At 54.1% G+C, this 26547-nt stretch carries 24 protein-coding genes and 2 tRNA genes; 7 read left to right on the top strand and 19 right to left on the bottom strand.

Annotated elements, in window-relative coordinates; genetic code table 11:
* Nucleotides 1-10: 10 nt before the first annotated feature.
* Genes H575_RS07640 through H575_RS07615 form a run of 6 tightly spaced genes read left to right on the top strand, consistent with a single transcriptional unit; the run spans nucleotide 11 to nucleotide 10290 of the window.
* Nucleotides 11-259, top strand: a complete 249-nt coding sequence (locus tag H575_RS07640; protein WP_042700348.1) for a DNA-directed RNA polymerase subunit H — start codon at nucleotides 11-13, stop codon at nucleotides 257-259.
* Nucleotides 260-275: 16 nt separating this feature from the next.
* Nucleotides 276-1826, top strand: coding sequence for a DNA-directed RNA polymerase subunit B'' (locus H575_RS07635; protein ID WP_042700346.1), 1551 nt, complete (start codon nucleotides 276-278; stop codon nucleotides 1824-1826).
* A 2-nt stretch (nucleotides 1827-1828) separates the two neighbouring features.
* Nucleotides 1829-3742, top strand: a complete 1914-nt coding sequence (locus H575_RS07630) for a DNA-directed RNA polymerase subunit B' (protein WP_042700343.1) — start codon at nucleotides 1829-1831, stop codon at nucleotides 3740-3742.
* Nucleotides 3739-6408, top strand: a complete 2670-nt coding sequence (locus H575_RS07625; RefSeq protein ID WP_042700340.1) for a DNA-directed RNA polymerase subunit A' — start codon at nucleotides 3739-3741, stop codon at nucleotides 6406-6408. Before H575_RS07630 ends, H575_RS07625 begins: the two co-directional genes overlap by 4 nt.
* Nucleotide 6409: 1 nt before the next feature.
* Nucleotides 6410-7924, top strand: coding sequence for a DNA-directed RNA polymerase subunit A'' (gene rpoA2, locus H575_RS07620; RefSeq protein ID WP_095642491.1), 1515 nt, complete (start codon nucleotides 6410-6412; stop codon nucleotides 7922-7924).
* A gap of 14 nt (nucleotides 7925-7938) precedes the next feature.
* Nucleotides 7939-10290, top strand: a complete 2352-nt coding sequence (locus tag H575_RS07615; protein WP_042700337.1) for a DUF3656 domain-containing U32 family peptidase — start codon at nucleotides 7939-7941, stop codon at nucleotides 10288-10290.
* 17 nt (nucleotides 10291-10307) lie between these two features.
* Here the strand turns inward: H575_RS07615 and H575_RS07610 are convergent, their stop codons facing one another.
* The 6 genes from H575_RS07610 to htpX all read right to left on the bottom strand — a co-directional run bounded on the left by H575_RS07610 (nucleotide 10308) and on the right by htpX (nucleotide 16356).
* Nucleotides 10308-10589 (bottom strand): hypothetical protein, encoded by a 282-nt coding sequence (locus H575_RS07610; RefSeq protein WP_143745024.1) that lies wholly within the window; start codon nucleotides 10587-10589, stop codon nucleotides 10308-10310.
* A gap of 144 nt (nucleotides 10590-10733) precedes the next feature.
* Nucleotides 10734-13025, bottom strand: coding sequence for a DEAD/DEAH box helicase (locus tag H575_RS07605; RefSeq protein ID WP_042700331.1), 2292 nt, complete (start codon nucleotides 13023-13025; stop codon nucleotides 10734-10736).
* A complete protein-coding gene (glyS, locus tag H575_RS07600; RefSeq protein WP_042700327.1) occupies nucleotides 13022-14752 on the bottom strand; it encodes a glycine--tRNA ligase in 1731 nt (576 codons plus the stop codon). The genes H575_RS07605 and glyS overlap by 4 nt, the downstream gene beginning before the upstream one ends.
* Before the next feature lie 464 nt (nucleotides 14753-15216).
* A tRNA-Val gene (locus H575_RS07595) sits at nucleotides 15217-15288 on the bottom strand.
* 19 nt (nucleotides 15289-15307) lie between these two features.
* Nucleotides 15308-15378: transfer RNA gene (locus H575_RS07590), tRNA-Gly, on the bottom strand.
* Nucleotides 15379-15441: 63 nt separating this feature from the next.
* The gene (gene htpX / locus H575_RS07585; RefSeq protein WP_042700326.1) at nucleotides 15442-16356 is read right to left on the bottom strand and encodes a zinc metalloprotease HtpX; all 915 of its coding nucleotides are present in this window, start codon (nucleotides 16354-16356) and stop codon (nucleotides 15442-15444) included.
* Between the two features lie 94 nt (nucleotides 16357-16450).
* Between htpX and H575_RS07580 the strand changes: the two genes are divergently transcribed.
* Nucleotides 16451-17125 carry a putative phosphothreonine lyase domain-containing protein gene (locus tag H575_RS07580; RefSeq protein WP_042700324.1) on the top strand — a complete coding sequence of 225 codons (675 nt, stop codon included), beginning with the start codon at nucleotides 16451-16453 and terminating at the stop codon, nucleotides 17123-17125.
* Here H575_RS07580 and H575_RS07575 read toward each other — a convergent pair.
* The 13 genes from H575_RS07575 to H575_RS07520 all read right to left on the bottom strand — a co-directional run bounded on the left by H575_RS07575 (nucleotide 17113) and on the right by H575_RS07520 (nucleotide 26525).
* Nucleotides 17113-17661: a DUF6320 domain-containing protein gene (locus H575_RS07575; protein ID WP_042700320.1), complete on the bottom strand. Its 549-nt coding sequence runs from the start codon at nucleotides 17659-17661 to the stop codon at nucleotides 17113-17115. The two genes, H575_RS07580 and H575_RS07575, sit on opposite strands and share 13 nt — an antisense overlap.
* An 81-nt stretch (nucleotides 17662-17742) precedes the next feature.
* Nucleotides 17743-17886, bottom strand: a complete 144-nt coding sequence (locus H575_RS09180) for a 50S ribosomal protein L40e (protein ID WP_011833025.1) — start codon at nucleotides 17884-17886, stop codon at nucleotides 17743-17745.
* A gap of 50 nt (nucleotides 17887-17936) precedes the next feature.
* Nucleotides 17937-18494 carry an RdgB/HAM1 family non-canonical purine NTP pyrophosphatase gene (gene rdgB / locus H575_RS07570; protein ID WP_042700317.1) on the bottom strand — a complete coding sequence of 186 codons (558 nt, stop codon included), beginning with the start codon at nucleotides 18492-18494 and terminating at the stop codon, nucleotides 17937-17939.
* Nucleotides 18491-20068 (bottom strand): bifunctional N(6)-L-threonylcarbamoyladenine synthase/serine/threonine protein kinase, encoded by a 1578-nt coding sequence (locus tag H575_RS07565; protein WP_042700314.1) that lies wholly within the window; start codon nucleotides 20066-20068, stop codon nucleotides 18491-18493. The genes rdgB and H575_RS07565 overlap by 4 nt, the downstream gene beginning before the upstream one ends.
* Before the next feature lie 12 nt (nucleotides 20069-20080).
* Nucleotides 20081-20263 carry a 30S ribosomal protein S27ae gene (locus tag H575_RS07560; protein ID WP_042700311.1) on the bottom strand — a complete coding sequence of 61 codons (183 nt, stop codon included), beginning with the start codon at nucleotides 20261-20263 and terminating at the stop codon, nucleotides 20081-20083.
* A 2-nt stretch (nucleotides 20264-20265) separates the two neighbouring features.
* The gene (locus tag H575_RS07555) at nucleotides 20266-20559 is read right to left on the bottom strand and encodes a 30S ribosomal protein S24e (RefSeq protein WP_042700308.1); all 294 of its coding nucleotides are present in this window, start codon (nucleotides 20557-20559) and stop codon (nucleotides 20266-20268) included.
* Nucleotides 20560-20603: 44 nt separating this feature from the next.
* A complete protein-coding gene (locus H575_RS07550; protein WP_042700306.1) occupies nucleotides 20604-21089 on the bottom strand; it encodes a GTP-dependent dephospho-CoA kinase family protein in 486 nt (161 codons plus the stop codon).
* Nucleotides 21090-21308 carry a transcription elongation factor subunit Spt4 gene (gene spt4, locus H575_RS07545; protein ID WP_042700304.1) on the bottom strand — a complete coding sequence of 73 codons (219 nt, stop codon included), beginning with the start codon at nucleotides 21306-21308 and terminating at the stop codon, nucleotides 21090-21092. It lies immediately after the preceding gene.
* A complete protein-coding gene (locus H575_RS07540; protein WP_042700300.1) occupies nucleotides 21308-21880 on the bottom strand; it encodes a DNA-directed RNA polymerase in 573 nt (190 codons plus the stop codon). Before H575_RS07540 ends, spt4 begins: the two co-directional genes overlap by 1 nt.
* 25 nt (nucleotides 21881-21905) lie before the next feature.
* Nucleotides 21906-22319, bottom strand: a complete 414-nt coding sequence (locus H575_RS07535; protein WP_042700297.1) for a type II toxin-antitoxin system VapC family toxin — start codon at nucleotides 22317-22319, stop codon at nucleotides 21906-21908.
* Nucleotides 22283-23518 carry a translation initiation factor IF-2 subunit gamma gene (locus H575_RS07530; RefSeq protein ID WP_042700295.1) on the bottom strand — a complete coding sequence of 412 codons (1236 nt, stop codon included), beginning with the start codon at nucleotides 23516-23518 and terminating at the stop codon, nucleotides 22283-22285. The genes H575_RS07535 and H575_RS07530 overlap by 37 nt, the downstream gene beginning before the upstream one ends.
* Nucleotides 23519-23586: 68 nt before the next feature.
* Nucleotides 23587-23862, bottom strand: a complete 276-nt coding sequence (locus H575_RS07525) for a DUF2098 domain-containing protein (protein ID WP_042700293.1) — start codon at nucleotides 23860-23862, stop codon at nucleotides 23587-23589.
* 50 nt (nucleotides 23863-23912) lie between these two features.
* The gene (locus H575_RS07520; protein WP_042700290.1) at nucleotides 23913-26525 is read right to left on the bottom strand and encodes an oligosaccharyl transferase, archaeosortase A system-associated; all 2613 of its coding nucleotides are present in this window, start codon (nucleotides 26523-26525) and stop codon (nucleotides 23913-23915) included.
* Nucleotides 26526-26547 lie beyond the last annotated feature (22 nt).

Below are 26547 nucleotides of genomic sequence, written 5' to 3'. Positions count from 1 at the left end.
TAGGAGCTACATGACAAGACTCAATGTATTACTGCATGAGATGGTCCCCGACCATCAAATCATGACCGATGAGGATGTAAAAAATCTTCTCGTAACCTTCGACATAACGGAAGACCATCTTCCAAAAATCTATCATGATGACCCCGCTGTAAAAGCCTGCGGCGCAAAACCCGGAAACGTCATTACGATCGTAAGAAAAAGCCAGACTGCAGGCGAAGCCACGTCCTACCGCCTCGTAGTAAGAAGGCCAAAGAAATAATTCGGAGGTAAAAATCATGATCGACAGAAGTGTATTATCAGGCGCGTACTTTTCCCAGGAACATGTTGCCCGCCACCAGCTGGATTCGTATAACAATTTTGTCCAGTACAACCTCCAGAAAGTCGTAGACGAACAGAGGATCGTCGAGACCGAGATCGTCAACAGAGGAAAGAACCAGGAGGCCGTATGGGTCGAACTGGGAACCATCCGCGTTGAAAAACCCATCGTCAGAGAGGCTGACGGGTCGCAGAGCAAACTCTATCCGGCAGAAGCCCGGTTAAGAAACCTCTCCTATGCCGCCCCGATGATCCTTGAGATGACCCTGCACCAGGGAGACAAAGTGTATCCTGTCCAGGAAACGACCATCGGTCAGCTTCCGGTCATGATCGGCAGCCAGGTCTGCAACCTTTGCGGTCTTTCCCAGCAGGAAAGAACCGAACAGGGCGAGGATCCAAGCGACCCCGGAGGATACTTCATCGTCAACGGGACCGAGCGTGTTTTAATGACCCTCGAAGATCTTGCGAGCAACAAGATCATGACCGAGTTCACCGAGAGATACAACGAGCAGATCCATGTATCCAAAGTGTTCTCCCAGTTCCGCGGCTACCGCGCTCTCGTCGTTGTCGAGAAAAATAAAAAGAATCTCCTCGACGTCTCTTTCCCAAGCGTCGCCGGTCACCTGCGGTTCGCAGACCTTATGCGTGCGCTTGGCCTCGAGTCCGATGAAGATATCGTATCCGCGGTATCCCTTTCGGAAGATGTCCTCACCTACATGATGCAGAACCTCGAAGAAAGCGAATGCGCCACCGTCGAAGAGGGTGTCATGTATGTCGGAAAGAAACTTGCACCGAACCAGACCAAGGATTATCAGAGAAAACGCGCAGAGTTCGTGCTGGACAGCTATCTTCTTCCTCACTTAAACTACGCTATCCCTGCCTCGCTGAAACCCGGGGATGAAGGCTACGAGGTCTATGCAAAAGACGTCCGCGTGGCAAAAGCCGAATTCCTCGGCAGAATGGCAGAGGCATGTTTCGACCTCGCACTCAACAAAAGGAGAATCGATGACAAAGATCACTACTCCAACAAACGCCTGAAACTTGCCGGCGACTTAATGGAGGATCTGTTCCGTATCTCGTTAAACAGACTGACCCGCGATGTCAAGTATCAGCTTGAACGCGCGAGCATGCGGCACAGAGAACTCGCGATCGGAACCGTCGTCCGTGCGGATGTCCTGACCGAACGCCTGATCCACCCGCTTGCAACCGGAAACTGGGTCGGCGGAAGGACCGGCGTATCCCAGCTGATGGACCGTGTCGACCACATGTCGGTCATCTCCCACCTGCGAAGAGTCATCTCCCCGCTGTCCAGATCCCAGCCTCACTTCGAGGCCCGTGATCTGCACCCGACCCAGTGGGGCCGCATCTGTCCGTCCGAAACGCCGGAAGGACCAAACTGCGGTTTAGTGAAAAACTTTGCCCAGCTTGTTGAAATAAGCAAAGGAACCGACGAGGAAGAGATCCTCCGCGTCATTCAGGGCATGAAGATCCAGCCGATCAGGAGCGAATAAAAATGGAAAAGAAAATGGCACGTGTATTCGTGGACGGCGCTTTGATCGGAAAAGTCGACGACGCCGTAGGATTCACGAAAAACTTCAGACAGATGCGCAGATCAGGGCACGTCTCGACCGAAGTCAATATTTCATACAAAGATTACAGTAACGAGATCGTTATCAATACCGACCGCGGACGGGCCCGCCGCCCCCTGATCGTTGTGGAAAACGGCATCCCGGCAGTCACCCCCGAAGATATCGAGATCGTCAGATCCGGTGCAGAGGACTTTATGGCCCTGGTCTCCCAGGGAAAGATCGAGTTCATCGACGCTGAAGAGGAGGATGACCTCTTCATCGCCGTTCAGGAAGAAGACCTGACCGCCGAACACACGCACCTTGAGATCGACCCGTCCCTTATCCTTGGTATCGGCGCAGCGCACGTTCCGTTCCCGGAACACAATGCATCGCCGCGTGTTACGATGGGTGCAGGTATGATCAAGCAGGCGTTAGGGTTTGCCCAGGCAAACATGAAGCTGCGGCCCGATACCCGCGGTCATATGCTTCACTACGCCCAGGTCCCGATGGTGCACACGCAGGCAGCCGAGCTTATCGGTTCCGACAACCGCCCGCAGGGTCAGAACTTCTGTGTGGCCATCATCTCCTACGAAGGATACAATATTGAAGATGCGCTCATCTTCAACAAAGCCTCGGTCGAGCGCGGAGTAGGCCGCTCCCACTTCTTCAGAACCTATGAAGGAGAGGAACGCAGATATCCCGGAGGACAGGTCGACAGGATCGAGCTCCCGGACGAGGATGTCCAGGGTTCGCACGGAATCGGTTCCTACGCAAACCTTGATATCGACGGGATCATCAATCCCGAGACCGTCGTAAATGAAAAGGATGTTCTCATCGGCAAGACCTCCCCGCCGCGTTTCCTTGAGGAACCGACCGGAGAGCTCATCGCCGTTGAAAAACGCCGCGACACCTCGATCACTATGAGAAGTAACGAGACTGGTATCGTTGACACCGTCATCATCACCGAGTCTGAAAACTCCTCCCGCCTCGTCAAAGTCAGAACGCGTGACCTCCGTATCCCCGAGATCGGCGACAAGTTCGCATCCCGTCACGGTCAGAAAGGAGTCTGCGGTCTTATCACTCCGCAGGAAAATATGCCGTTCACCGCTGCCGGTATCGCGCCTGACCTCGTCATCAACCCGCACGCAGTCCCGTCGCGTATGACCATCGGTCATATGCTCGAGATGATCGGCGGCAAAGCCGGTTCGCTCGAAGGCTCCCGCGTGAACGGGACCTCGTTTCGAAAGACCCAGGTCGAGAAGATCTTCGACTCGACCTTTGCCCAGAACCGTCTGTTGAACGACAAAGAGATCGGCAAAGACGTGAAGTCGAGCAAACTGACCCGTGAACAGGTGCTGAGACACCAGCTCGCGGAAGCAGGATTCGCTCACAACGGCCGTGAAGTCATGTACGACGGCATCACCGGACGCAGATTCCAGGCCGACATCTATATGGGTGTCATCTACTACCAGAAACTCTACCACATGGTATCTACCAAGATGCATGCACGGTCCAGAGGTCCGGTCCAGGTCCTTACCCGTCAGCCGACCGAAGGACGCGCCCGTGAAGGAGGTCTTCGTTTCGGTGAAATGGAACGTGATGTGATGATCGGTCACGGTGCCGCGATGGCACTCAAAGAACGTCTCCTTGACGAGTCCGATGCTGTGAAACAGTACGTCTGCGCACGCTGCGGAATGGTCGCCATGTACGACGCCAAGCAGAAGATGACCCGCTGCCTTGCCTGCGGTGCAGAAACCGATATTTACGAAGTCGAAATGAGTTACGCGTTCAAACTTCTCCTTGACGAGATGAAGAGTATGGGTATAGCTCCCAGACTGAGACTGGAGGATATGGTATGACATCGCCAAAGAGGATCGGCAAGATCGAGTTCGGTATCCTTTCACCGAAAGCGATCCGCGACATGAGTGTCTGTAAGGTCATCTGGCCAGACACCTACGACGACGACGGATTCCCCTACCCGAAAGGTCTCATGGACCCGAGTCTCGGAGTTATCGATCCGGGACTTCGCTGCAAAACATGCGGTCAGAAGCAGGGCGACTGCCCGGGTCACTTCGGTCACATCGATCTCGCCAAACCTGTCATCCACGTAGGATACACCCGCCTGATCAGAAAACTTCTCCGTGTCACCTGCCGTGACTGCGGCCGGCTTCTTCTCGATAAAGAAGAGATCGAACGCTTCTCAGCACTTGAAGACGACCCCTACTCCGCCGAGACCATCGGCGAGAAGGATATCAAAAAGGAACGTATCTGCCCCTACTGCGGTGATCAGCAGTTCAAGATCAACTTCGAGAAGCCGACCTCATTCGTTGAGATCGTCACCGAAATGGGTGAAGACGGCAAAGTCCACAAGTCGGAACGCAAACTGACCTCTGCCGACATCCGTGAGCGCCTCGAAAAGATCCCGGACGACGATCTTCGTCTTCTCGGTATCGACCCTGACGTAGCAAGACCCGAATGGACCGTTCTTACCGTCCTTCCTGTCCCGCCGGTAACCGTCCGCCCGTCCATTATCCTTGAAAACGGTCAGAGATCCGAGGATGATCTGACCCACAAGCTTGTGGATATCATCAGGATCAACCAGCGGTTCAAGGAAAACCAGGATGCCGGTGCCCCGCAGCTCATTATCGAAGATCTGTGGGAGCTTCTCCAGTACCACGTCACCACCTACCTCGACAACGAGGTCGCAGGATGCCCGCCGGCGAGACACCGGTCCGGCAGACCGCTCAAGACACTCTCTCAGCGTCTGAAAGGAAAAGACGGCCGTTTCCGCGGATCCTTATCCGGTAAGCGTGTCAACTTCTCCGCCCGTACGGTCATCTCCCCCGATCCGAACCTTTCGATCGGTGAAGTCGGTATCCCGCTTGCCATCGCAAACGAGATGTCCGTTCCGGTAAGAGTGACGAAGCAGAACCTTGAGGATATGCGTGTCCTGATCAGGATCGGTCCGCACAGACCGACACTCCGTGACCCCTGCGGCGCGAACTATGTCAACAGACCCGACGGCCGGCGTATCAGACTGATCTCCGGTGAAGAAGGCAACTGTGACACCGTCGCCGAAATGATCGAACCAGGATGGAAGATCGACAGACAGCTGCGTGACGGAGATATCGTTCTCTTCAACCGTCAGCCCTCTCTGCACCGTATGTCCATCATGTCCCACCACATCAAAGTCATGAACGGCAGAACGTTCCGCCTTAACCCGGCAGTATGTCCCCCGTACAACGCAGACTTTGATGGGGATGAAATGAACCTGCACGTTCCTCAGACCGAGGAAGCACGCGCAGAAGCCGAACTTCTCGTCGCGGTCCAGGAAAACATTCTCTCGCCGCGTTTCGGCGGGCCGATCATCGGCGGTCTTCACGACCACATCTCCGGTATCTTCCTGCTGACAAACCAGCTGAAATGGTACACGAAGTCCGAGTTCCTCTATCTCCTGAAATACACTGAGATGGAACACCTCCCCGCGCCGGGAAAGGTCGAAAACGGTATTCCCTACTGGAGCAACAAACAGGCATTCTCTATGATCCTGCCAAAGGACGTCAACATGTTCTACAAAGCTACCTGCTGCCGGAACTGTGATCCCTGTACCAGAAACACCTTCTGCCCCCACGATGCCTTTATCAGGATCGTTGACGGAGAACTCCTTTCCGGAACCATCGACAAAAAGTCTGTCGGAGCAATGGACGGAGCGATTCTGAACAGGGTCATCCGTCTCCACGGTATGCAGCGTGCGAAAGAGTACATCGACGATCTGACAAAACTCTCGATTCGTGCGATCATGCTGTACGGATTCTCGTACGGTATCAACGATACCGATCTCGGTAAAGAAGAGTACAAACAGATCCGCGACGTTCTCGACACCGCAGAACACGATGTGGCAAACCGTATCAATATCTTCGAGCAGGGACACCTTGAACCGATGCCTGGAAGAACGCCGGAAGAAACTCTTGAAATGCAGGTCATGAAAGAGCTGGGTAAAGCCCGTGACCGGACCGGTGATATCGCATCCCGTCACTTAGGTTTCGAAAACTCCGCTGTGGTCATGGCCGTTTCCGGAGCTCGCGGGTCAACGCTGAACATCGCACAGATGGCCGGTTGTATCGGTCAGCAGGCAGTGCGCGGTGAACGTATCGTTCGTGGATATGAAGACAGGACCCTTCCTCACTTCAAACGCAGCGACAAAGGCGCCGATGCGCACGGATTCGTCCGCAACTCCTATAAATCCGGTCTCAACCCGACCGAGTTCTTCTTCCACGCGATCGGTGGTCGTGAAGGTCTTGTGGATACTGCGGTTCGTACATCCCAGTCCGGTTACCTCCAGCGCCGTATGATCAACGCGCTGCAGGATCTCAAAGTCGCATACGACGGAACTGTCCGCAGTACCGGCGGCAAGATCATCCAGTTCGTGTATGGAGAAGACGGGACCGATCCGGCCAAGTCCGCATCCGGTCTGCCGGTCGATGTGAAAGGTATTGCCGAATCCGTTCTCAAGGAGGAGATCTAACATGGTTCCAAACAATGATGAGTTCGACGAGGAGTTCGATACCTTCGAAGAAGTCATCGAAGAAACTCCCGTAAAGACCTCAAAGAAGTCCCTGGCGGAAAAGGTCGAAGAAGTCCTTGAAACAGAATCTGCCGAGGAAACCCCCGCCGAGTCTGCAGAAAAGAAGCCCCGGGCAAAGAAAGCAAAGAAGACCGAAGAGGTCGTTATCGAGCCTGAATCTGCGATCGCAGCAGAGCTTCACACCTGGGACCTCCCCAAAACCCTCTTCCAGCAGATCAAGGTCTGGCTCGAAGGCAAATCCGAAGAGGAGCTCGAGGCAATCGATCTCGTTCGTCTGAAGTCCCGCGTAAGAAGACTGGTCGATGAAAACATGCCGGTCTCCACGACTACGGAGCTCACCAAGATCCTCACCTCAAAGCATGATGCCGGCAAGGAAGTAACCGAAGACAACTTCGAGAACATCGTCACAAGGATCAACTCCGAGTATGAACGCACCCGTGTTCAGCCCTGTGAAGCGGTCGGTATCAACGCCGCCCACTCCATCGGTGAACCGGGCACGCAGATGACCATGCGTACCTTCCACTACGCAGGTGTGGCTGAAATCAACGTTACTCTTGGTCTGCCGCGTCTTATCGAAATCATGGACGCCAGAAAAGAGCCGTCGACACCGACCATGACCATCTTCCTGGACCCCGATTACCGCGAAAGCCGTGATAAGGCCCGTGAGGTTTCCTGGAAGATCGAAGCAGCTCCCCTTCATGAGTTCGGCGATATCGAGACCGACATCGCAGAGATGTGCGTCCTTGTCCAGATCAACAAAGAGGTCTGCAAGAAACGAAAGATCGCCGTCTCCGAAGTTCTCGCCCGCGCTCCCCAGAAGATCAAAGACAAACGTCACTACCGTGACTTTGAGGTCGAGATCGACGAGACAAACGGCATCCTGAAGTTCCTCCCGAAAAACGAGGAGTCCTATCAGAACCTGTTCCAGCTCGCAGAACATGTCCGTCAGGTCATCGTTCAGGGTATCGATGATATCAAGAGGGTCGTCGTTCGAAAGGAAAACGATGAGTACATCCTCCATACTGAAGGCTCCAACCTCAAAGATGTCTTTGAGATCGACGGAGTCGACTGTACAAGGACCCGTACAAACAACATCTCCGAGATCGCGAGCACGCTCGGTGTTGAGGCAGCCCGTTCGGCTATCATCTACGAAGCATTCTCCACCTTAAAAGAACAGGGTATCTCGGTCGATCTCCGCCACATCATGCTTGTCGCAGACATCATGTGCATGGACGGCGAAGTCAAACAGATCGGTCGTCACGGAATTGCCGGCGAGAAGGAATCGGTCCTTTCCCGTGCAAGTTTCGAAGTTACGGTCAACCACCTGCTCGATGCGGCGGTTGCTCACGAATTTGATGAACTTTCCGGTGTTACGGAAAACGTCATCGTCGGTCAGCCGATCCTTCTCGGTACCGGCGATGTCAAACTGATGGTCCGCCGCGTGGCACCCCAGTAATCTTTTTTTTTATCATGGTTATTCCTGAACTCTTATCTCCTGCGGGTTCGCCCGATGCTTTGAAAGCTGCCGTCTATGCCGGCTCTGATGCTGTATATCTCGGCGGAAAACTTTTCGGCGCACGCCAGTACGCCGCGAACTTTTCGAATGATGAACTGAAAAATGCCGTCATATTCGCCCATCAGTACGGCGTCAAAGTCTATGTGACCGTCAACACGCTCGCATACGATGACGATATGCCGGCGATCGCCGAATATCTTCGGTTCCTCTCCGATATCGGCGTTGACGCGATCCTCGTGCAGGATGTCGGCGTCCTCTCTCTCGCGAGAGAGATCGTGCCGGATCTCCCCCTCCATGCAAGCACGCAGATGACCATCCATAACGCGGCCGGTATCCGGTTCGCCGCGGAACACGGGGTCTCGCGTGTGGTCCTCGCCCGCGAACTTCCGTTCGATGATGTGAAAAAGATCGCCGAAGCGGCAAACGAAGCCGGCGTCGAGCTCGAGATCTTCGTACACGGAGCGATCTGCTATGCATACTCGGGACAGTGCCTCTTCTCTTCCGTGATCGGCGGAAGGAGCGGCAACCAGGGGGCATGCGCCCAGCCGTGCAGAAAACCCTACACCCTCCTTGCCGACGGAGAAACCGTCCCGACCCAGGGCGATTATCTTCTCTCGCCGCGGGATCTCTGTCTCTATCCCTATCTCGAAGAGATCTGCAGTCTCGGGGTCGCGGCAGTCAAGATAGAAGGCAGGATGAAGACCCCCGAGTATGTGGGGATCGTCACCGATGCCTACCGCCGGGCGCTTGATACGATAGCAGCAGGAGAGGAGTTCGTTGTGGAAAACGAGACGATGGAAGACCTCGCCTTTGCGTTCAACCGCGGGTTTACGAAAGGATATCTTTTCGGAGATAAGTGGGGGACGTTCATCAATGCAAAAAAGCCGGACAACCGCGGTGTCTTTGCAGGATTTGTTTCCGGACTCGATGAGTCCCGCGGCAAGGTTATCGTCAAGATCGAAGGTCCGGTGCCTGATACCGGCGACGGGCTCGTGTTCAAGATCGCCGGCCGGGAAAGCGGTTTTGCTCTGAATAAAGAACCCTATATCTTTCCGGAAGGGGACGCCTACAAGATCCCGGCGCCGGCAGATGTTGTTCTCGGCAGCGAACTCTGGATCACCCGCCGGATGAAGACCGAACGGAAAGCAGCCGCGATCCTTGCAAAACCATCCGGAGGACGGATCCCTCTCGACATCACCGTCTCCGTCGACAAATCGGGACGGCTCACCGTCTCCTCCGGTTCGGTCAAGGTCAAAACCGAGATGCCGATGCTTGAGGCGCTGAACAAACCCGTCTCCAAGGAGTCGGTCGAGACCCAGATGCGAAAGACCGGCGGCACGCCGTTTTACGTCAGAAACCTTTCGATGAAGTATGACGGAACGATGTTTCTCCCGATGAGCGTCATCACCGATCTTCGCCGGAGATTTTTGGATGAAGCGGCGCTGGCCGGAAAACCTGCCCGGACCACCCGTCCGTATCAGGAGAAAGGCTCCGCGGTCCCGGAGCGGATCGTTCCGATCGTCCAGGTCTATACAGACTCGGTCATCGGGGCAAAGGCCGCCCACTCGGCCGGAGCAGGTCAGGTCGTGTATGAAGGCGTCGAGGAGATCTATGATCTCCCGATCATCTACAAGCTGCCGAGGATCGTTTTGGAGCATGAGATTTCCGAAGCATTTTCCAAGATTCCCGCGACCGCCGCCGGCGTGATGGTCGACGGTGTCGGTGCTGCCGAGCTGATCAAGGGCATTCCAAAATACGGAGGCTCAGGTCTGAACATCACGAATGCCCGCTCGGCCATGACCTACGGAAAAAGCTGCCGTCAGGTCTGCCTCTCGCCGGAACTTTCCGGGAAACAGATCAGAACGCTGATGGAGCAGCTTTCCGCATATGCTCATCCGCCGAAGACCGAGGTGATCGTTCAGGGCAGTCTTGAGGTGATGATCACCGAGAACTGTATTCCGGCAACTGCTCAAGGGTGCAGGAGCTGCAGTCAGTCCTGGGCGCTGAAGGATAAAACGAACCGGATATTCCGCGTCCGGACCGATCTCCAGTGCCGGACCCATATCCTGAACTCCTCCGAGACCTGCCTGATCGAGTATGTCGGCAAACTCGCATCATCCGGCGTATCGGTCATCTCGATCGACGCCCGCGGGAGAAGCCCGGAGTATATCCGGCGGATGACGGCGATCTACTCAGCGGTCGCTTCCGGTGACGGGGATCCAAAAGAGCTGAAAGAACAGATAAAAGATATCGCGTCCGGCGGCATCACGGCAGGGCATTACCTGCGCGGTGTCGTCAGAGAATAATTTTTTTTGGATACGTATTAGAATATTCTTCTAAAGACCGTCGTCTCATCCTTCGGTCCTTCTTTTCTCGCAAGAAAATCTCTTCCCTGTGCCGTGATCCTGTACTCGCCCTCGGCAGGTTTCATCCCGTACACATGACTCCCGCTCAGATACCCTTTCCTCTTCAGATAATCGACCTCATTGTCCAGATCGATCCCGGAAACACCCAGTTTATCGGCAAGATGTGCGCACGGACAGAAATTTGCATGCCCTCTGCTGTTTGCATCTGCCAGATAAAATGTCAGGATCTTAACCCTCAATGCATGATTATCCATAAGGCAATAGGATAATATGTAATATTTCACTATAATTAATCTATTGGCCGTGATAAAAATCGAAAAATATCTCCTCCCCTCTGCATGGACAGGAGGACCAGGAGGAAGCTACCGGCCCCGCGGGCCGGTTTACTTCTCCCGCCACTCAATATCCGGCGTCTGCAAAATACCGGCCGCGGTTTTTTCTCCGATCCCCTTCACCGCGATCAGCTGCTCCTTTGAAGCATTCATCACTCCCCGAAGCGACCCGAACTCCCGCAGAAGATCGCGGGCCGCTTTCGGCCCCACATCCGGAAATGCCGTCAGGATGTATTCGACGGCGGCTTTGCCAGTTCGCCCCGTCTTAGCTTTATGGAGGCTCCGCGGCGAGCCGGTCGATCCTGCTTCCCGCCTCGCGAACGCATGGATCATCTCCGCCGTCTCGTTCGCATCCTTCGTAAACAGGATCGAGACATCGAAGTCCGCCGAAATCGACGCGAGCGTGTTTCGAATCGCGTTCGGGTGAAGGTTCCGCAGTTCATACAGATCCGCAAGGCTTCCTCCCTCTATGATCAGCACCGGGCGGATCGACGAATCGGCGAGATCCCGCATCTGACCAAACAGATCCCGGTCAACCAGCGTATCCACGAAATCCTGCACGGTTTTTCGTTCGATCAGGATCCGGTCTCCGATTGCGTAATCGCCGACCGGCATCTGCGCAAGCGTGATCTTCACGCCGAGATTGCTCAGGTATTCGGCGACACGCGAATGGGTCTCCCGGTTGTCGATCATAACCGCCGGCCGGTCGTCATTCTCTTCCGAGACCGCCCGTATCACTACATCCGCGAGGGTCAGCTGACCCTCCGGCGGAGCATATGCCGGCTCTCCCGCCGCCGGGATCCTCGGCGCTGACGAGACGGGAACGCCGCCGGAACGCATCGCCTTCACGCCTTTCTGCATCTGTTTTTCGCGGGTGCTGCTCACCCAGCGGTAGGTCTCGTCCGTTGTTCCGCGGGTGACCAGCACAATGATCTTTCCGGTAGCGTTTCTGCCGGTCCGCCCCTTCCTCTGGATACTGCGGATCTCTGAAGGGACTGCCTCATAAAAGATCACGAGATCCGTCGAAGGGATGTCGAGCCCCTCCTCACCGACCGAGGTCGCGACCAGGACCGGAAACTCGCCTTCGCTGAACTGGCGGATCGCCTCGATCTGCTCCTTCTGCGAAAGCCCCTTCTCCGTATCGCGTGAAGCCTGCCCGACGAACCGTATCGCCGGTATCCCGTCCTGCGCCAGATGATCGACGAGCATCGAGACCCCGTCCCGGTAGGTCGCAAAAACGATGATCCGGGACTCCGGTTCCGTGATCAGCTGTTCCCGGATCACTCTGACGACTTCCGCGGCTTTGGGGTGCAGCTCTTTGTCCCAGTTCTGGCAGAGAGCAAGCAGCCGCCGGAACCGTTCATCCTCATAGATCCGTTTTGCCGCTTTGCTGCCGGCGCCTCCCGCTCCTTCCGCCTCCAGCCGGAGAAGATAGGCTTTGAACGCGGTCGTCCCCTGAGACTCGGCAAGCGTGATCCCATGCCGGAGCTTCATCAGCTCGGCATGGATCGAGACCGCCGAATACGCCGAAGGATCCCGCGCCTGCATCCTGGTCTGGATCTGCGCCATAAGAGCGTTCAGCGCTTTCATGGAAAGGGCTTCACGTTTCGGCACCCGGTAGCTGAGGGCCGCAAGACTCGTCAGCCGGTCATCGATCATCGAGTTGAGAACCGAGACCGCAAGCCAGAGATCTTCGGGAAGGTCGACCGTCCGGTACTCGATCTCGCGTTCATGGACATACGGCCTGACATCCGGGTCTGACTCGACCCGGCTCTCCACGACCGAGATCGAAAGATGCTGACAGATCTCCGCGACCTGTTCAGGGTCCGAACCCGGCGATGCCGTCATGCCGAGAAGAAGCGGGTCGGATGCCTCGGCATTGTAGCGTTCCGCGATGAAGACATAGGCATAGTTCCCGACCGTCCGGTGGCATTCGTCCACGATCAGAAGCGAAACGTCGGTGAGATCATACCGTTCGGCGATCAGATCGTTTTTGATGACCTCCGGCGTTGAAATACAGAACCGTGCTTTTTTCCACAGATCGACCCGTTTCGCCGGCGGCGTCGTGCCGGTGAACATGATGATCTCTTCAGCGTCGATTAGAAGATTTTTAGAAAAATAGCGGAGATGCTGCTCGACCAGAGGTTTGGTCGGGGCAAGCATCAGAATTTTTCCGGTCAGGATCCGCTCTGCCGCGACAAGCAAAGCGACTGCGGTTTTTCCCATACCGGTCGGAAGAACGACGAGCGTATTTCCCGAAAGGGCATGTTTTGCAATATTCGTCTGGTATGCCCGTTCTTCCAGCGTGTTTTCAGGGATGTTTTTTCGGGTGATATAACTCATAACGAGGATGTATCGAAGGGAAGTTTTCCTTTGAGGAGATCCGGGAGTGCTTTGAGAACGGATGCCGCCGGCCCTCTGATCTGCTGCATCGTATCGCGGTCACGCAAAGTGACGGTCGTATCCTCTTTGGTGTCGTAATCGACCGTGATACAGTATGGGGTTCCGATCTCGTCCTGTCTTCTGTATCTGCGTCCGATCGCGCCGGCGTCGTCGTATTCGGTCTGGATGCCTTCGTTCTGCAGTTCAAGGACGAGCTGTTTTGCGATCTCGTCGAGTCCGTCGCGGGCCATCAGCGGAAGGACGGCGGCCTGGATCGGGGCGACACCCTTTTGGAACCGCATGACTGTGCGTGCTTCTCCGTCGGCCACGTCTTCTGCGTAGGCGTGTTCGAGGACCATGTAACACATCCGGTCGATACCGTAGGACGGTTCGATGACGTGCGGCATGACTTCTTCGCCGAAGACATCGACGATCTCGTCTTTGACGGTGTACATGTCAGGGGTGATGAGGATCTCCTCGCCTTCGATCGTCAGACGGATCCCGTCTGCTTCGGGAGTCGCGGTGAGCATCTGTTCGGAGATGATCTTTGCCTTGCCTTTGAATGCGGGTCCGAGTTTGCCGAAGTTCGGGACGATGGCTTTGTGGTGGACCTTTTTTGCCTCCGGGTACTGGACGAAGACGGTGTTTTTCTGACCCGAGACCCGTGCGTGGGCCTTGAGGTCGTAGTCTGTCCGGTCGGCGATACCGACGATCTCGACCCAGCCGAACCGGTCGGAAAGCGCCTCGGCGTCCCAGCAGTCCGTGGCGTAGTGGGCGCGCTCGTCGGGCATGTGCTGGCGGAATCTGATCTTGTCGGGGTTGAATCCGACCGTGCAGAGAATGTCGTGGGTCATGGCGACGTAGTAGGCGACGTATTCGTTGGCGATGATGCCTTCATCGACTGCCTCCCGCATGGATTTGATTACTGCCGGCGCTTCGGTTTCCTGCTGGGCGATGCCCCACAGCGGCATTTTATAGTCTGCGTATCTGGTGAAGTTCGGGTGATCCTTTTCTTCGGGGTGGACGAAAATCTCGGCTTCGGCCTGGGTGAACTCCCTGAGGCGGATCATGCCCTGACGGGGGGAGATCTCGTTTCTGTAGGATTTGCCGATCTGAACAGCGCCGAACGGCAGGTGGTCACGATAGAATCTGAGAAGTCTTGCGAAGTCGACGAACATTCCCTGGGCAGTTTCCGGGCGGAGGTAGCCTTTTCTCTGTCCGCCGGGTCCTATCGAGGTGGTGAACATGAGGTTGAAGTCAAAGACCTCTACTTCGCCGAGAACTTTATTACAGGCAGGGCATTCTTTGTCGACGAGGACGTTGTGCAGTTCCTCTTTGGACATGGTTCCTGCATGCGGGATGCCGAATGCTTCGGCGACATGGTCGGCACGCAGGAACTCCTGACAGTTCGGGCACTGGAACATTTTATCGGAGAATCCGCCGACGTGGCCGGAGGCAACGTAGATGGGTTCGATGCCGACGGTAGGACATTCGATTTCGTAGTATCCTTCCTGTACGACGTAGAAGCGGCGCCAGATGGATTCGACCCGGCGTTTGAGCATCGCGCCGAGGGGTCCGTAGTCGATAAAGCCGGCGACCGAGCCGTATATTTCCGAGGAGGGCCAGACAAATCCTCTTCTGCGTGCGAGTTCGATGACCTTTTCGTAGGTGTCTATGTATTCTGCCATGGAGATATCTGGATATTTATGGGCTTTGCAGCCATATAGATATACTGTGTTTTTATATTTGCGGGGAAGAGGGGGAGTCAGCAGGTCTGTTTTGGGTAAGGGTGACGGAGGTGACGGGTTGGTGACGGATGATCCGTCACCAATCAGGCTCATATTATTGCTCTGTTTTTGATTTTACGCTCGATTTATATGGTGGTGACGGGTTGACGGTTGTTTTTGGTCCAGGGATATAGGAAAGGTAAAACTATGGTGATACTATAGAGATTTATGTTCCGGAGCTGATGGATTTTCGCTCACCCGTCACCATTCTCATTTTGACGTGAATAAATGTCTCGTTTGTAATTTCAAGGATAATTTGAGGGATTCAACCCATCACCAGATCCGTCACCGATCCATCACCATCCGTCACCTGAGTCTATTCGGGTGAAAGAAGAGGGAGATATTCAAAGGAAAAAAGACAACAGTGGATCCGAGGAGATTCGAACTCCTGACCTTCGCCGTGTGAAGGCGACGTCATACCACTAGACCACGAATCCATACAAAAAGGATGAAAAATGCACCGACCGGGAATCGAACCCGGGCTATTGGCTTGGAAGGCCAAAGTCATACCTCTAGACCATCAGTGCAATCTTTGCGTCACTTATGTTTCTATTTGACCTAATTAAACCTGTCGAAAAAATATTGGGTGATCAGTATCCTCTGATCTCGGCACGGACCTTTTCCAGATTGGTGATCCTCTTCTCCAGCGACGGGTGCGTGGAAAATAACTCCATAACGGACTCCCCTGAGATAGCCGGAATGATAAAGAACGAATTCGTCCCGGAAACCGCCCTCTTCGCATCAGGAGACGCTGCATTCACGCCGCTGCTGATCTTTTTCAGAGCGCGGATCAGCGCATCCGGATCGCGGGTAAGGTAGGCGCTTCCGCGGTCTGCGGAGAACTCCCGGTATCGGGAGATCGCCATCGTCACGATCGTTCCGACCATGTACACAACAAATGTCAGGGCCATCGCTGCGATAAAGATAAGGATCCCTCCGCCGTTTTCACTATCCCGGTTCCCGCCGAACAGCGCCATCAGAAACGCATTGTTCAAAATGATCGAAGCGACCATCACCGCAAAACTTCCCACCGTCATCGTGAGCATATCACGATTCTTCACATGGGCCATTTCATGGGCCAATACCGCCTCCAGTTCATCATCCGTCAGCAGATGCCGGATCTTCGGTGTTACGGCCACCACGGCCTTTCTCGGGCTTCTGCCGGTCGCAAAGGCATTGGGGATATTTGCCATCGCCTTATGCTGAATGATCCCCACTTTCGGCATAGGAAGACCCGCCTCATCGGCCAGCCGCCGGACCATCGCATAAAGCTTTGGCTCCTCATCCTCATCGACCAGCATGACCTGCATACTTCTCTGCACCAGCTTATCTGAAAAGAAGTACTGCACAAACGCCATCACGAATACCAGTCCCACTAAGAAGTACATCATTGTCCCTTGCAGGAACACCATGATCACTGTCAGTATGACCACATACAGCAGGAGCATGATCATCCAGGCGACAACCTGACGACCGACCAGCCCCCAGTCACGTTTCCAAATCATTGTACTTAGTATGGATAATCCCGGAATAATAGCTTTCCTGACCCTGCAGATTCAATCCGAACTATAAACTACCTGAAGGACATAATATTGAATAATGACTGCAGATGATTTCGAAGTAATCGAAGAGGAGTTCCCGGCTGACGAACTTGCCGACCTGGCATTTGGGATGTTCACCATCTTCATCGAAAAACATCAGGAATCACAAGGATCGTTTCTTTTCCGTGAAGTCGAGTCCGGCGGCGATATTGAAGAACTCTGCACAAGAGTTCTGACGGCATTTTCCGCCGAGTATGCCCCGCTCGCTCCTGCCCTGGAACGCATCGGGACCGCGCAGGAGATAGCGGCTTTGTACCGCAGCGGCGAAGGGATAGTCCCCTCTAAGACCAGAAGATCCTACTGGATCCAGCAGGACAGACCCGGAGTCGATCCCGGCGCCGCGGGAGCCGAAGAAGCGGGCAAATGGCTGATCTTCGTTGAGCCGGATGACGTGGACGCAGCCTGGCAGAAGATCCGCAATGCCACCATCGAAGGCAGGCTTGGGATCGGCGCAAAGGTCAGCACCGCAAAAGAAAATGAAGATGCGCATGATGATCGCAAAGTCATCTATGTTTTCACGCCCGACTGGGCCGATGAACCTGATGTGATGCGGGTTCGTGCGGAGCTCAAAGAGCTCGGGTTTGCCGATCGGATCGGCTATAAAAGAAATCTCGACACCTACGCAGGCGAGTATCGGGAAAAAGGCAAACGCGTGGCGTATTACTCGGTCTGAACACTTCTCTTTTTCAGCACGAACCCAAGGACCGAGATGATGATCGCAATCAGGCTCGTGATGCTGGCGACCAGATATCCCCAGGGAAATCCTGCTTCGCCAAGAGCATTTTTGATGATCTGATCGATACAGATGCATAGAAGGCCGCTGAGGAAAATAACGGCCGGCAGCGTGAGCCAGATGCTTCGCTGCCTCATCAGCAGACCATAGAGGACCCACATGAATATGATGCCTGTGGCCGCAATCGGGACGCCGATTGGCAGGAACCATTCGGCGGCGCCGTTGAACTGGTCGAGTACCAAAAGAAAAGGCAGCAGGAGTGCCGTGATGATCCCAAGCGAGACCTTGAGCCCGCGCTTTTTGTAATACAGGACCGGCATAAGTACAAGCCAGCCGAATAACAGTGAACAGACAGGATAGACCAGCCAGCCGATCGTGTTCGTTACTGCCAGATTGCAGATAATACAGATAAAAACAGCTGCAAAAACGCAGATGGAGACGACCCACATTGTCAGATCAGAAAATGAATGTTTCATGCCGGAGTCTCTTTAAGGTGCAAACATGATCTTTCGAAAAAGGAGCGGTGCAAAAATATCGCACCGTGTCTATCAGAAAGATTATGCTTTGCGTTCTTTATTCTTCGGGCGAAGGGACGTTGAGCCGCATTTGCGGCAGGTCGTTGCGCGAACAGCGTTACGTGCGTTGCATTTCATGCAAACTTTAACATTAAGAAGTCTGGCTTCTGCTTCTGGGAATCTCATCTATGAATAACCCCGTATATTGAGTTCTAGTATGTATGCTCTCGTTCATATTAACGATTCCGTTCAGACCGTGCTGAAATATACCACTCACGAAAGGAAGTAAGGGCACGGGCGCGGTGAGAAACGGTGTTTTTTTCATGCATATCCATCTCAGCAAGCGTCTTTCCGGAAATGGAAAAGACCGGGTCATACCCGAATCCTTCTGTCCCGCGGGGCGCGGCCGTGATCTCGCCGTCGACACGTCCTTCGAATGTTTCTATGCCGCGTTCGTCGATGTAGGCGATCGAGGTGGCGAAGTATGCGCGGCGGCCGGAGGCGCCCTCCATCAGGCGCAGAATGCCTGCATTGCCAAGCGTATCCTGCACATAGGCCGCATACGGGCCGGGAAACCCGGACAGAGCTTCGATGAAAAGTCCGGTGTCGTCAACGATGAGCGGGATATTCAGCGCAGCATACGCCTGTTCTGCTTTGGCCCGGGCGATTTCGGCAATGTCTTCCGCCTGCGGTTCGATGCAGTCAAAGGCGATGTGGGATACTTCCGTGATCCCGCTGAAGAATGCGGCGACCTCGGCAGCTTTGTTTTTGTTTCCGGTAACGACGGTTATCATAAGTATCTCCCGCGCAGTTCGATCTCATGCTCGCGCCGGATGACCTCGCAGGCTTGGGAAAACACTGATGAGTAGCCGGCGATGAACGCGTTTTTCAGCGTCTCCGGGTCCTCGGTCGTGCTTTCCAGGGTCTGGAAGAGCACATGGAGATCCACGCCGCGCTGTTCGATCTCGCCGGTTATCTGCGCAAGACCAAAGTCGATCAGATACACGCGGCCGTTGTGCCAGATCATGTTGGATGTTGTCAGATCACCGTGGGCGATCCCTGCTTTATGCAGTTTTCCGACAGTGATCCCCGCGCCTTCTGCATACGTCGGATTGATGACGTATTTGAGCACGTCACCGTCGAGCTTTTCCATCACGATCTCGCGGTCGGTAACATCGCGGATCACGGGGACGGGGACTCCGGCGCGTCTTGCCGCGGCGATGGAACGCGCCTCGGCACGCGTGCGTTCGGTGATGAGGTGCCTGTCAAGCTGAGGGACCCGGTAGCCTTTGGTCATGCGTGTTTTTATCACGTCGGTTCCGGTGAGATCTGCGGCCGCCTCGGCGCCGCGCTCGGCTGTTTCCGACTGACCTGGGGCAAAGATGCTGCCGGCATCCTGTCTCCAGGTCACATCGACCTGATCGGACCTGAATCCGGGATCTACAACTGAATCGGAGACTGGGATCGTGGAGCCTGCTTCGAGCATGATCTTTCCGGTGTAGGCGATCATTGCTCCGTTGTCTCCCATATAGGTTCGCGGGGGGGCCATGAACTTCGCGCCGCGTTCGGCACACATGATGCCAAGCATCTCCTGCAGACGCGCATTTGCTCCGACACCGCCGACCAATATTACCTCATCCTTTCCGGTATGGGCAAGGGCGCGTTCGGTCACTTCCACACACATGGCAAATGCCGTTTCCTGAAAACTGAAGCAGACATCCTCCATGGATGCTCCGCGCATGGTGGCTTCCTTTGCGGCGCTCATCAGACCGGAGAATGCAAGATCCATCCCTTTCACCGTGTAGGGGAGGGGGATGTACGATCCGGTTTTTGCCAGATCTTCGATGATGGGGCCGCCCGGATGCGGGAGGTCGTGACTCCGCGCGAATTTGTCGAGCGCGTTGCCGAGTCCGATGTCCAGCGTCTCGCCGAAGATCCGGTATTTGCCGTTCAGAAATCCAAGCACCTGCGTGTTTGCGCCGGATGCATACAGAACGATCGGATCGGCAAACTTCGTGTACCATCTGCCGATCTCGACATGGGCCACACAGTGATTGACACCGATCAGCGGTACGCCAAGCTTGAGTGAAAGGGTACGGGCTGCGGTGGCTGCGATCCGAAGTGACGGACCAAGACCCGGACCAATGGAAAATGCCACGGCGTCTATTCTGCCTCCCGCCTCATTTAAGGCTTTGCGGATGACATCGGATGCGACCGAGGCGTGATGCTGGGCAGCTTCGCGCGGATGAATGCCGCCGGATGGCGGAACGTATGGTGCGGAATGAAGACAGACTAAATCGTCTGCAAAAACAGCGGCACTGAAGTTCCATGCTGTCCCTTCAATGCCGATGACCCTTTTTTCGGGCATAGATAACGTATTTTATTGTTTAAACTCGGTGTATCCGCACTTTCCGCAGGCAAACCGGTCTTTGTGTTCGCCCATGAAGACACCGGCTCCGCAGCGCGGGCATGCCCGGCGGGAAGTGGTTGCTTTTCCATTAGCATCAACGGTGTAGAGTTCGCTGCGTTTCGGGGTTGCTTTTACTACCTTCTTCGCTGCCATGTTTACTCCTCCTTTTCTGCCTTGGCCTGTCCGCGTGCGATCAGAAATTCGCGTTCAGTTGCTTTGAGCGCTTCCGGGGTGTCGTAGATACGGGCAACGCCGGTAACTGCTTTTGTTCCAAAGCGTCCTTTCAGCGGGGAAAGGATCAGGTTTTCGACCGGGGTATTCTGCATCGCTGCGATCTTTGCACCGATGTCTGAGCGTGCCGGGGTAGCACCATCATAACTTGCGGTGAATGCAAGTTCGTTACGGCTTAAAAGCTCGTTCCTGGTATTAGAGGTAATCTTGATCTCCATCGATATCCCACAATTATTGGAATGCAGTATATTTAATACTGGCGTCACAGACTGACAAAATAGGTCAGAAGTTTTTTTGCATTGGCACGCAGCTGCTTGTTCACTTCGCAGACAACGAGCCCTTCTTCCGGCTGGCCGTATAATATGACCGCGCCGTCCGGCAGGATTTCTGTGAGCGGCAGAACTGCGAGATCCTCTTCTCCGTCCACCATGACAACACAGGGGATCTTGTCCATTGCAACCCGGAGCGCGGCGATCAGCTCATCGGTGATCGTCCCGGCAGGGTTTGTCACGTGCATGATATGACCCCGGATCTCGGGCATCCGCAGATACGGCGAACGTTTGGTAAATCCGTCTATGACCCCGATCGAGGGGATGAGGCCTGCCGACAATGCGTTATGCGTCACCACATCCCCGACAGTGCAGAAGATCTTTCCCTCTATGTAGGGGAGGACCATGGAAAAATCTGAAAAAACAGTACCGAACGGCTCTCTGAAGAGCCACCGGTTTTCTGGCGGGAGCGTGAGCATTTATCGTACCTTGAGTGCGTATCTGCCGTTATATTCGATGTTCATCTTTTCAGCGACATCAGAGTGGCGCGAATCGATGATGACCAGATAGCCGAACCATTCGGGCGTCAGGGCATTGCCCTGGCATTCCGGACAGACGGTTTTATCTGCTTCAAGGACTTTATGACAGTTTCGGCAGGCCTGAAGAACTTTTTTCTGTGTTGAACGTTTTGCCGCCATTACTTTGTCTCCTTCTCTGCCTTCTCTTTCTGCATGTCCTCTTCGATCCATGCAAGAGTTCCAAGTCCCGGCTGACGCATCGTCAGACCGATCTTCGATTCGCGGGGGTCACGTTCGTTTAATGAAAGAGCGACGACACGCGCACGGAGCGTATCTCCTACGCCGATCGTTCTCCCGCTGTCTTTGCAGACAAGGCGTGAGTTTTTCTCATCATAATCGATGTATTCGTCGGAGATCTGGCTCATGTGGAGCATGGCGTCGATCGGGCCGAGGGAAACGAAGGCTCCAAAGCTTGTCGTCTCGACGACGACGCCTTCGATGATTTCCTGCAGGGACAGGCGAAGCACTACAGCTTCAAAGTCGACATCATAATAGACGCCGCCGTCACTGTAAATGATTTCTCCGTCCCCGACACGGTTTACAGCCGTGACCGCGATGAAAATACCCATCTCTTTGTCGACACTCCCTTCGAACTGTTCCTGCAGGACGTCAAGAATAACGGAGTTAAGATCTTCACCCATGCGTTCCGGGGGGACTCTGACTTTGTCATTGAGTTTCAGCTTATAATACATATTTTTGTCTCCTCGCCTGTTGTGCTTATTTTCCGATTAGTTCTAGTTTGCAGCGCGATCTGAGAACAACGACGGGAATACGGCGTTGTATCAGACGGTTTCTTAATTCTCTATCATTGGTAACTACTATACCATTAAACATCTCTGCACAACGTATGACTTTGTCATCTACAGAGATATCTTCCGGCTGTTCTGAAAGAGTCGTGCAGCGGCCCGCGACGGTCAAACCGAACCGCGCAGCTGCCGCATCCTTTCCCCTTCCCGTCGAAAGACCGCGCAGTTCGTACACCACCTCGGCAGGTACGAGCGCGTCATAGGCGCCCAGGAGTTCACGCAGACCTTCGAAAAGGTCAACGTTGAACTGCGCAGGCATCATCAGCGCATTTGTGTCTAAGATGACCGTTACTCGGTCAGAAGACCCATGCCGATCAAACGCCATCTGCCTCCGACCTGACGGCTGATTGCGATCCTCGAACCGACTTCGGCGCAGACCGGACGCTTCAGCATAACTTCAGCCTGATTCTTCTTTACTGCAAGAACGATTCCTACAGTGACCGCGGTCCCGACAGAAAGCATCAGCGGTTCTTTGAGTCGAAGGGGATCGATGTTCAGTTCGGCTGATGAGCCGACGACCCTCTCCATAAGGGTGACATCGAATCTGAGTTTTTCCCAGACCGGCGGCAGAGATCCTGCGATACCGGCGACCTGTCCGACAAGTGTATCACTTTTGGTGATTGACGGATCGAGTTTTGTTCCGATCGCCGCAAGTCCGCCGGGGGTTGCTGTCTGGACCTTGTGGGATGCCTTGTTCATCGAAGTGATCTTGGTCGTGATCGGCTCCCATTTGGCTTTGTTCTCAGACATATACTGTCTGCCGGGTCTGATCTCGATCTCATCTCCTTCGTGGAACTCGCCGCGGATCAGTGATCCGCCGATGACACCGCCTTTGATGTCACGCCACGAGCTTCCCGGGCGGTTCACATCGAACGATCGTGCGATCAGCATGACCGGCGCAACATCTGCAGCGCGCTCCACATTAGGAATGGTGGTGTTCAGAGCATCCAGGAGCATCCCGAAGTTGATTCTCTTCTGCGCTGACACCGGAATGATAGGCGCATTTTCAGCGACCGTTCCTTTAATGAACGCTTTGATCTGCTTATAGTTTTCCAGCGCCTTCTTTTGGGGAACAACATCGATTTTATTCTGAACTATAACGATGTTTTTGATGCCGGTCAGTTCCAGAGCCATCAGATGCTCTTTTGTCTGCGGCTGCGGACATGGTTCGTTTGCTGCGATAACGAGCATCGCGCCGTCCATGATGGCAGAGCCGGAAAGCATCGTTGCCATGAGTGTTTCATGGCCAGGCGCATCTACGAATGAAACAGATCTGACTGCTTCAAGTTTTTCACCGCAGGCGGGGCATACCTCTGTATTTGTCCAGAGATCTGCACCCCCGCATTTTGGACATTTATAAAACGTTGCGTCGGCGTACCCGAGCCGGATCGAGATACCGCGCTTCAGTTCTTCACTGTGACGGTCTGTCCACGAGCCGGTAAGCTGGCTGACCAATGTAGTCTTGCCATGGTCAACGTGACCAACTACGCCGATATTTACGTTTGGTATTGTAGGATCATGCAAAGAAACCAAAACCTCCTCTAACCCTATATAGTTGACTTCAAGACTGATATATGTGTGTGATACCGGGTTTATCCCCCGCCTTCACAGCTCTGATCGGTATTTCTCCAGGCATTTTCCTGCATTTCCCGGATCTTTTCCTGTTCTTCCTTGAAATCACGTGTTAAGTCGCGCGGTTTTTCCACACGTGTTTTCTCTTCTTTGATCGCGGTCAGCTGATCTATGCGGTAGTACATGCCTGTACTGTCAAGTTCGGCAAATGTCTCACCCCGTTCTTCAGTGAACGTCACGATTTTTCCAACCGTGCCGGTCCGTCCGTAACGCACCGTATCTCCAACTTTGAACATACTTATGATTAGTATGGAAAGTGGTCTATGATAAAAGTGTGGGAAAAAAATTAGTTGATGATCAGACCTTTCTGCACCGCGTCTTCTGAGACGGCGAAGGTCTGTCCGGTTCCGACTATGGTGTACAGTCCGGTGGTCTTAACGTCATAGGAGCTGCCTGATGTCGCGTAGGGGACGATGAATTCGCCGTTCACGCTCTCCTGACGGTAGGTGAAGGTCCGGCCGTTGTTTGTCACAACATCGACTTCGATGATCCCGTTTCCTTTGATCACGGCTCCGGGAACATACTCGAATGTCTTTACATAGGCCGTTCCTCCTTCGTTCGCTCCTGTGATGTAGCCTCCGACGACATACGTCGGGGATTCATACACTAAACGGAAGTGCTGAAGTGCGGGAACGTCAACACTCGGGAGATTATAGTTGGTAAGATCGGTCGGAGCCGAAATAACGTATGCGTGTTTTCCGCCTGCCGCATTGGCATTGTAGTTCTCTGCCGCGGCCCAGGCTTCATCCGCCTCGGCGTATGCTTTTGTGGAGGCGACTACCGGCGCACCGTAACCGGCTGATGAGTCGGTTATTACGACGTAAACACTTCCAGAGTTCGTCATCGAACCGTCAAAGTTCTGCAGCCGCACCGTCAGTGTGTTGAAGAACGCTGGTGTTCCTGCCGAAACATAGGAGTAGGTGCCGTCTGTTCCCTTCTGCAGGAAGGTGTAGTAGTAAGGGGCGGTTTGCAGTACGGTATCATTCCAGATCGCCATTGCGCCGAAGATGCCGTTTGCCATCAGGTAGTCGGTCATCACATATTTCGTGCCGAGATAGTCCAGTTTTTCTGCTATCGCCGATTCATTCGTGCTGGTCAAGACAGCGGCAACGCCGTATTCGCCGACGACTCCTGCCTGGAACGGATTACTGTTCGGGATCCGCTTGCCTATCGTTGTGATATAATGACCGTAGTCCCACCAGGAGAGAACACCATACGACTCTGACGGATAGGTAAATGATGATCCGTCATAGATCGTGAGATAATCCACACCGGTGTCCGGCGTATTTTCGGCAAGCCATTCGCATGCACCGATCCAGTCCTCTGATGTCCCTCCGTAGGCAGATGCGGAACTTAATTCAACTGCATAGACCGACGACGAACCTGCAAATACTCCTGCTATGATCAGGACGATTATGCAAACGGCCAGTTTGATCGGATCAGGTTTTTCCGACGGGGGCAGTGTTTTATTTTTGGATTTGGTTTTTTCGGTCTGCTTTTTGTCAGAAACTTCAGCAGGGTTTTTGGTCCCGGTGCGTTTTCCAAGAAGCAGCGCCAGATCCTTTTCTGCAAAACTGATCGCCCATCCTACAAATATGGCTGCGAGTAACGCGACATTTGCGGCAAAGTAATACTCCCAGCGAACGTGAGCGCAGGTCGCAAAGAACATGAACAGTGACCAGATGAGAACAAAGAGAGCTGCAGGCGTCTGACGTTTCCAGATATTCCAGAGGAGGCAGACAAATCCTCCCGCGGCAAGAAGAATCCCCCAGTTGTATGCGGAAACGGCACTGGCAAAGGACCATGATGACATCTCCTGGACGGTCGCGGCCGTGGCATTGTTAGTAAAGAAACCTGCAAGATTTCCCATAAGCGAACCGAAAAGATCCGGCAGCACAACTGCCAGAAGCAGGGAACCTGCAGCCAGAAGAAGAACGAGCGTGAGCAGATAATAATACCAGGGTTTTTCAAGTTTTGTTATGGTGCGCGAGATAAGATATAGTATGATCGTGCCGAAAACGATGAACAGATGGACAAGGAACAGACCCAGTGAGTAGTTGACAAACCCGAAACTGAGATCGCGTATTCCGTAGAGCAGCAGGCCAAGCGCGGCAATCATGAACGTGATCACGTTCAGGCCGAGAAGATACTCGCTCGGTTTGCCGGAATACTGATTGACTACAAACTGGATCAGAGTAAATACCGATACGAACAGTCCGAAAACGACCATGGTTGTCATGGTCAGAAGCCCGAGGTAGTAGGCGATACCGCAGACACCTCCATATATCAGCGGCAGTTTCCATGTCGAACGATCGTTCAAATCGATTTTTTTATCACTCAGGGCATACAGAGCGAGCACGTAGCAGAGACAGAACAGACAGGAGAAGAAGGTTTCTGCGATATGGTGATCCAGATGTCCGTATAATGAGCGGGAGAGGTACTGGCCGCCGATCACTGCAATGAAAAGCGCCGAGATGATCCCTGTTTTCCAGTCACCAAGCTTTTTTCCAAGGAAGAACATCACCGGAACCATCAGAGTTCCAAGAATCGCAGGCGCCCAGGAAACAGCCGTGATCACCTCGGTTCGTGATGCTGCGCCGGCGATAACTGCAAAGAACGAGGCAATATAGGTAAAGAGCGGCCCCCAGACGATGTCCTGTCCAGTAGGATACAGAGTCATCGGTTCAAAGAAGATGTAGCCAAAAGTATTGGCAAGAGCCACTTCGATCAGCCGGAGATTATACCATGCATCAGGGCCGGCAGTCATATCCCCGGTACCGGCAAGTCCGGCCATCGGGATCATCCGTATCAGGAATGCGATCAGTGTGCATAGCAGGACGGATATCCCGATTATTCCATAACGATATCGTGCATCGTTCCAAAAACTCTTCAGATCCATAGTCTATCACGGGTTGGATATT

It is taken from the genome of Methanocorpusculum bavaricum DSM 4179 (assembly GCF_000430905.1).
GTDB lineage: Archaea > Halobacteriota > Methanomicrobia > Methanomicrobiales > Methanocorpusculaceae > Methanocorpusculum > Methanocorpusculum parvum.
This window is presented reverse-complemented; position numbering and strand designations above follow the sequence as displayed.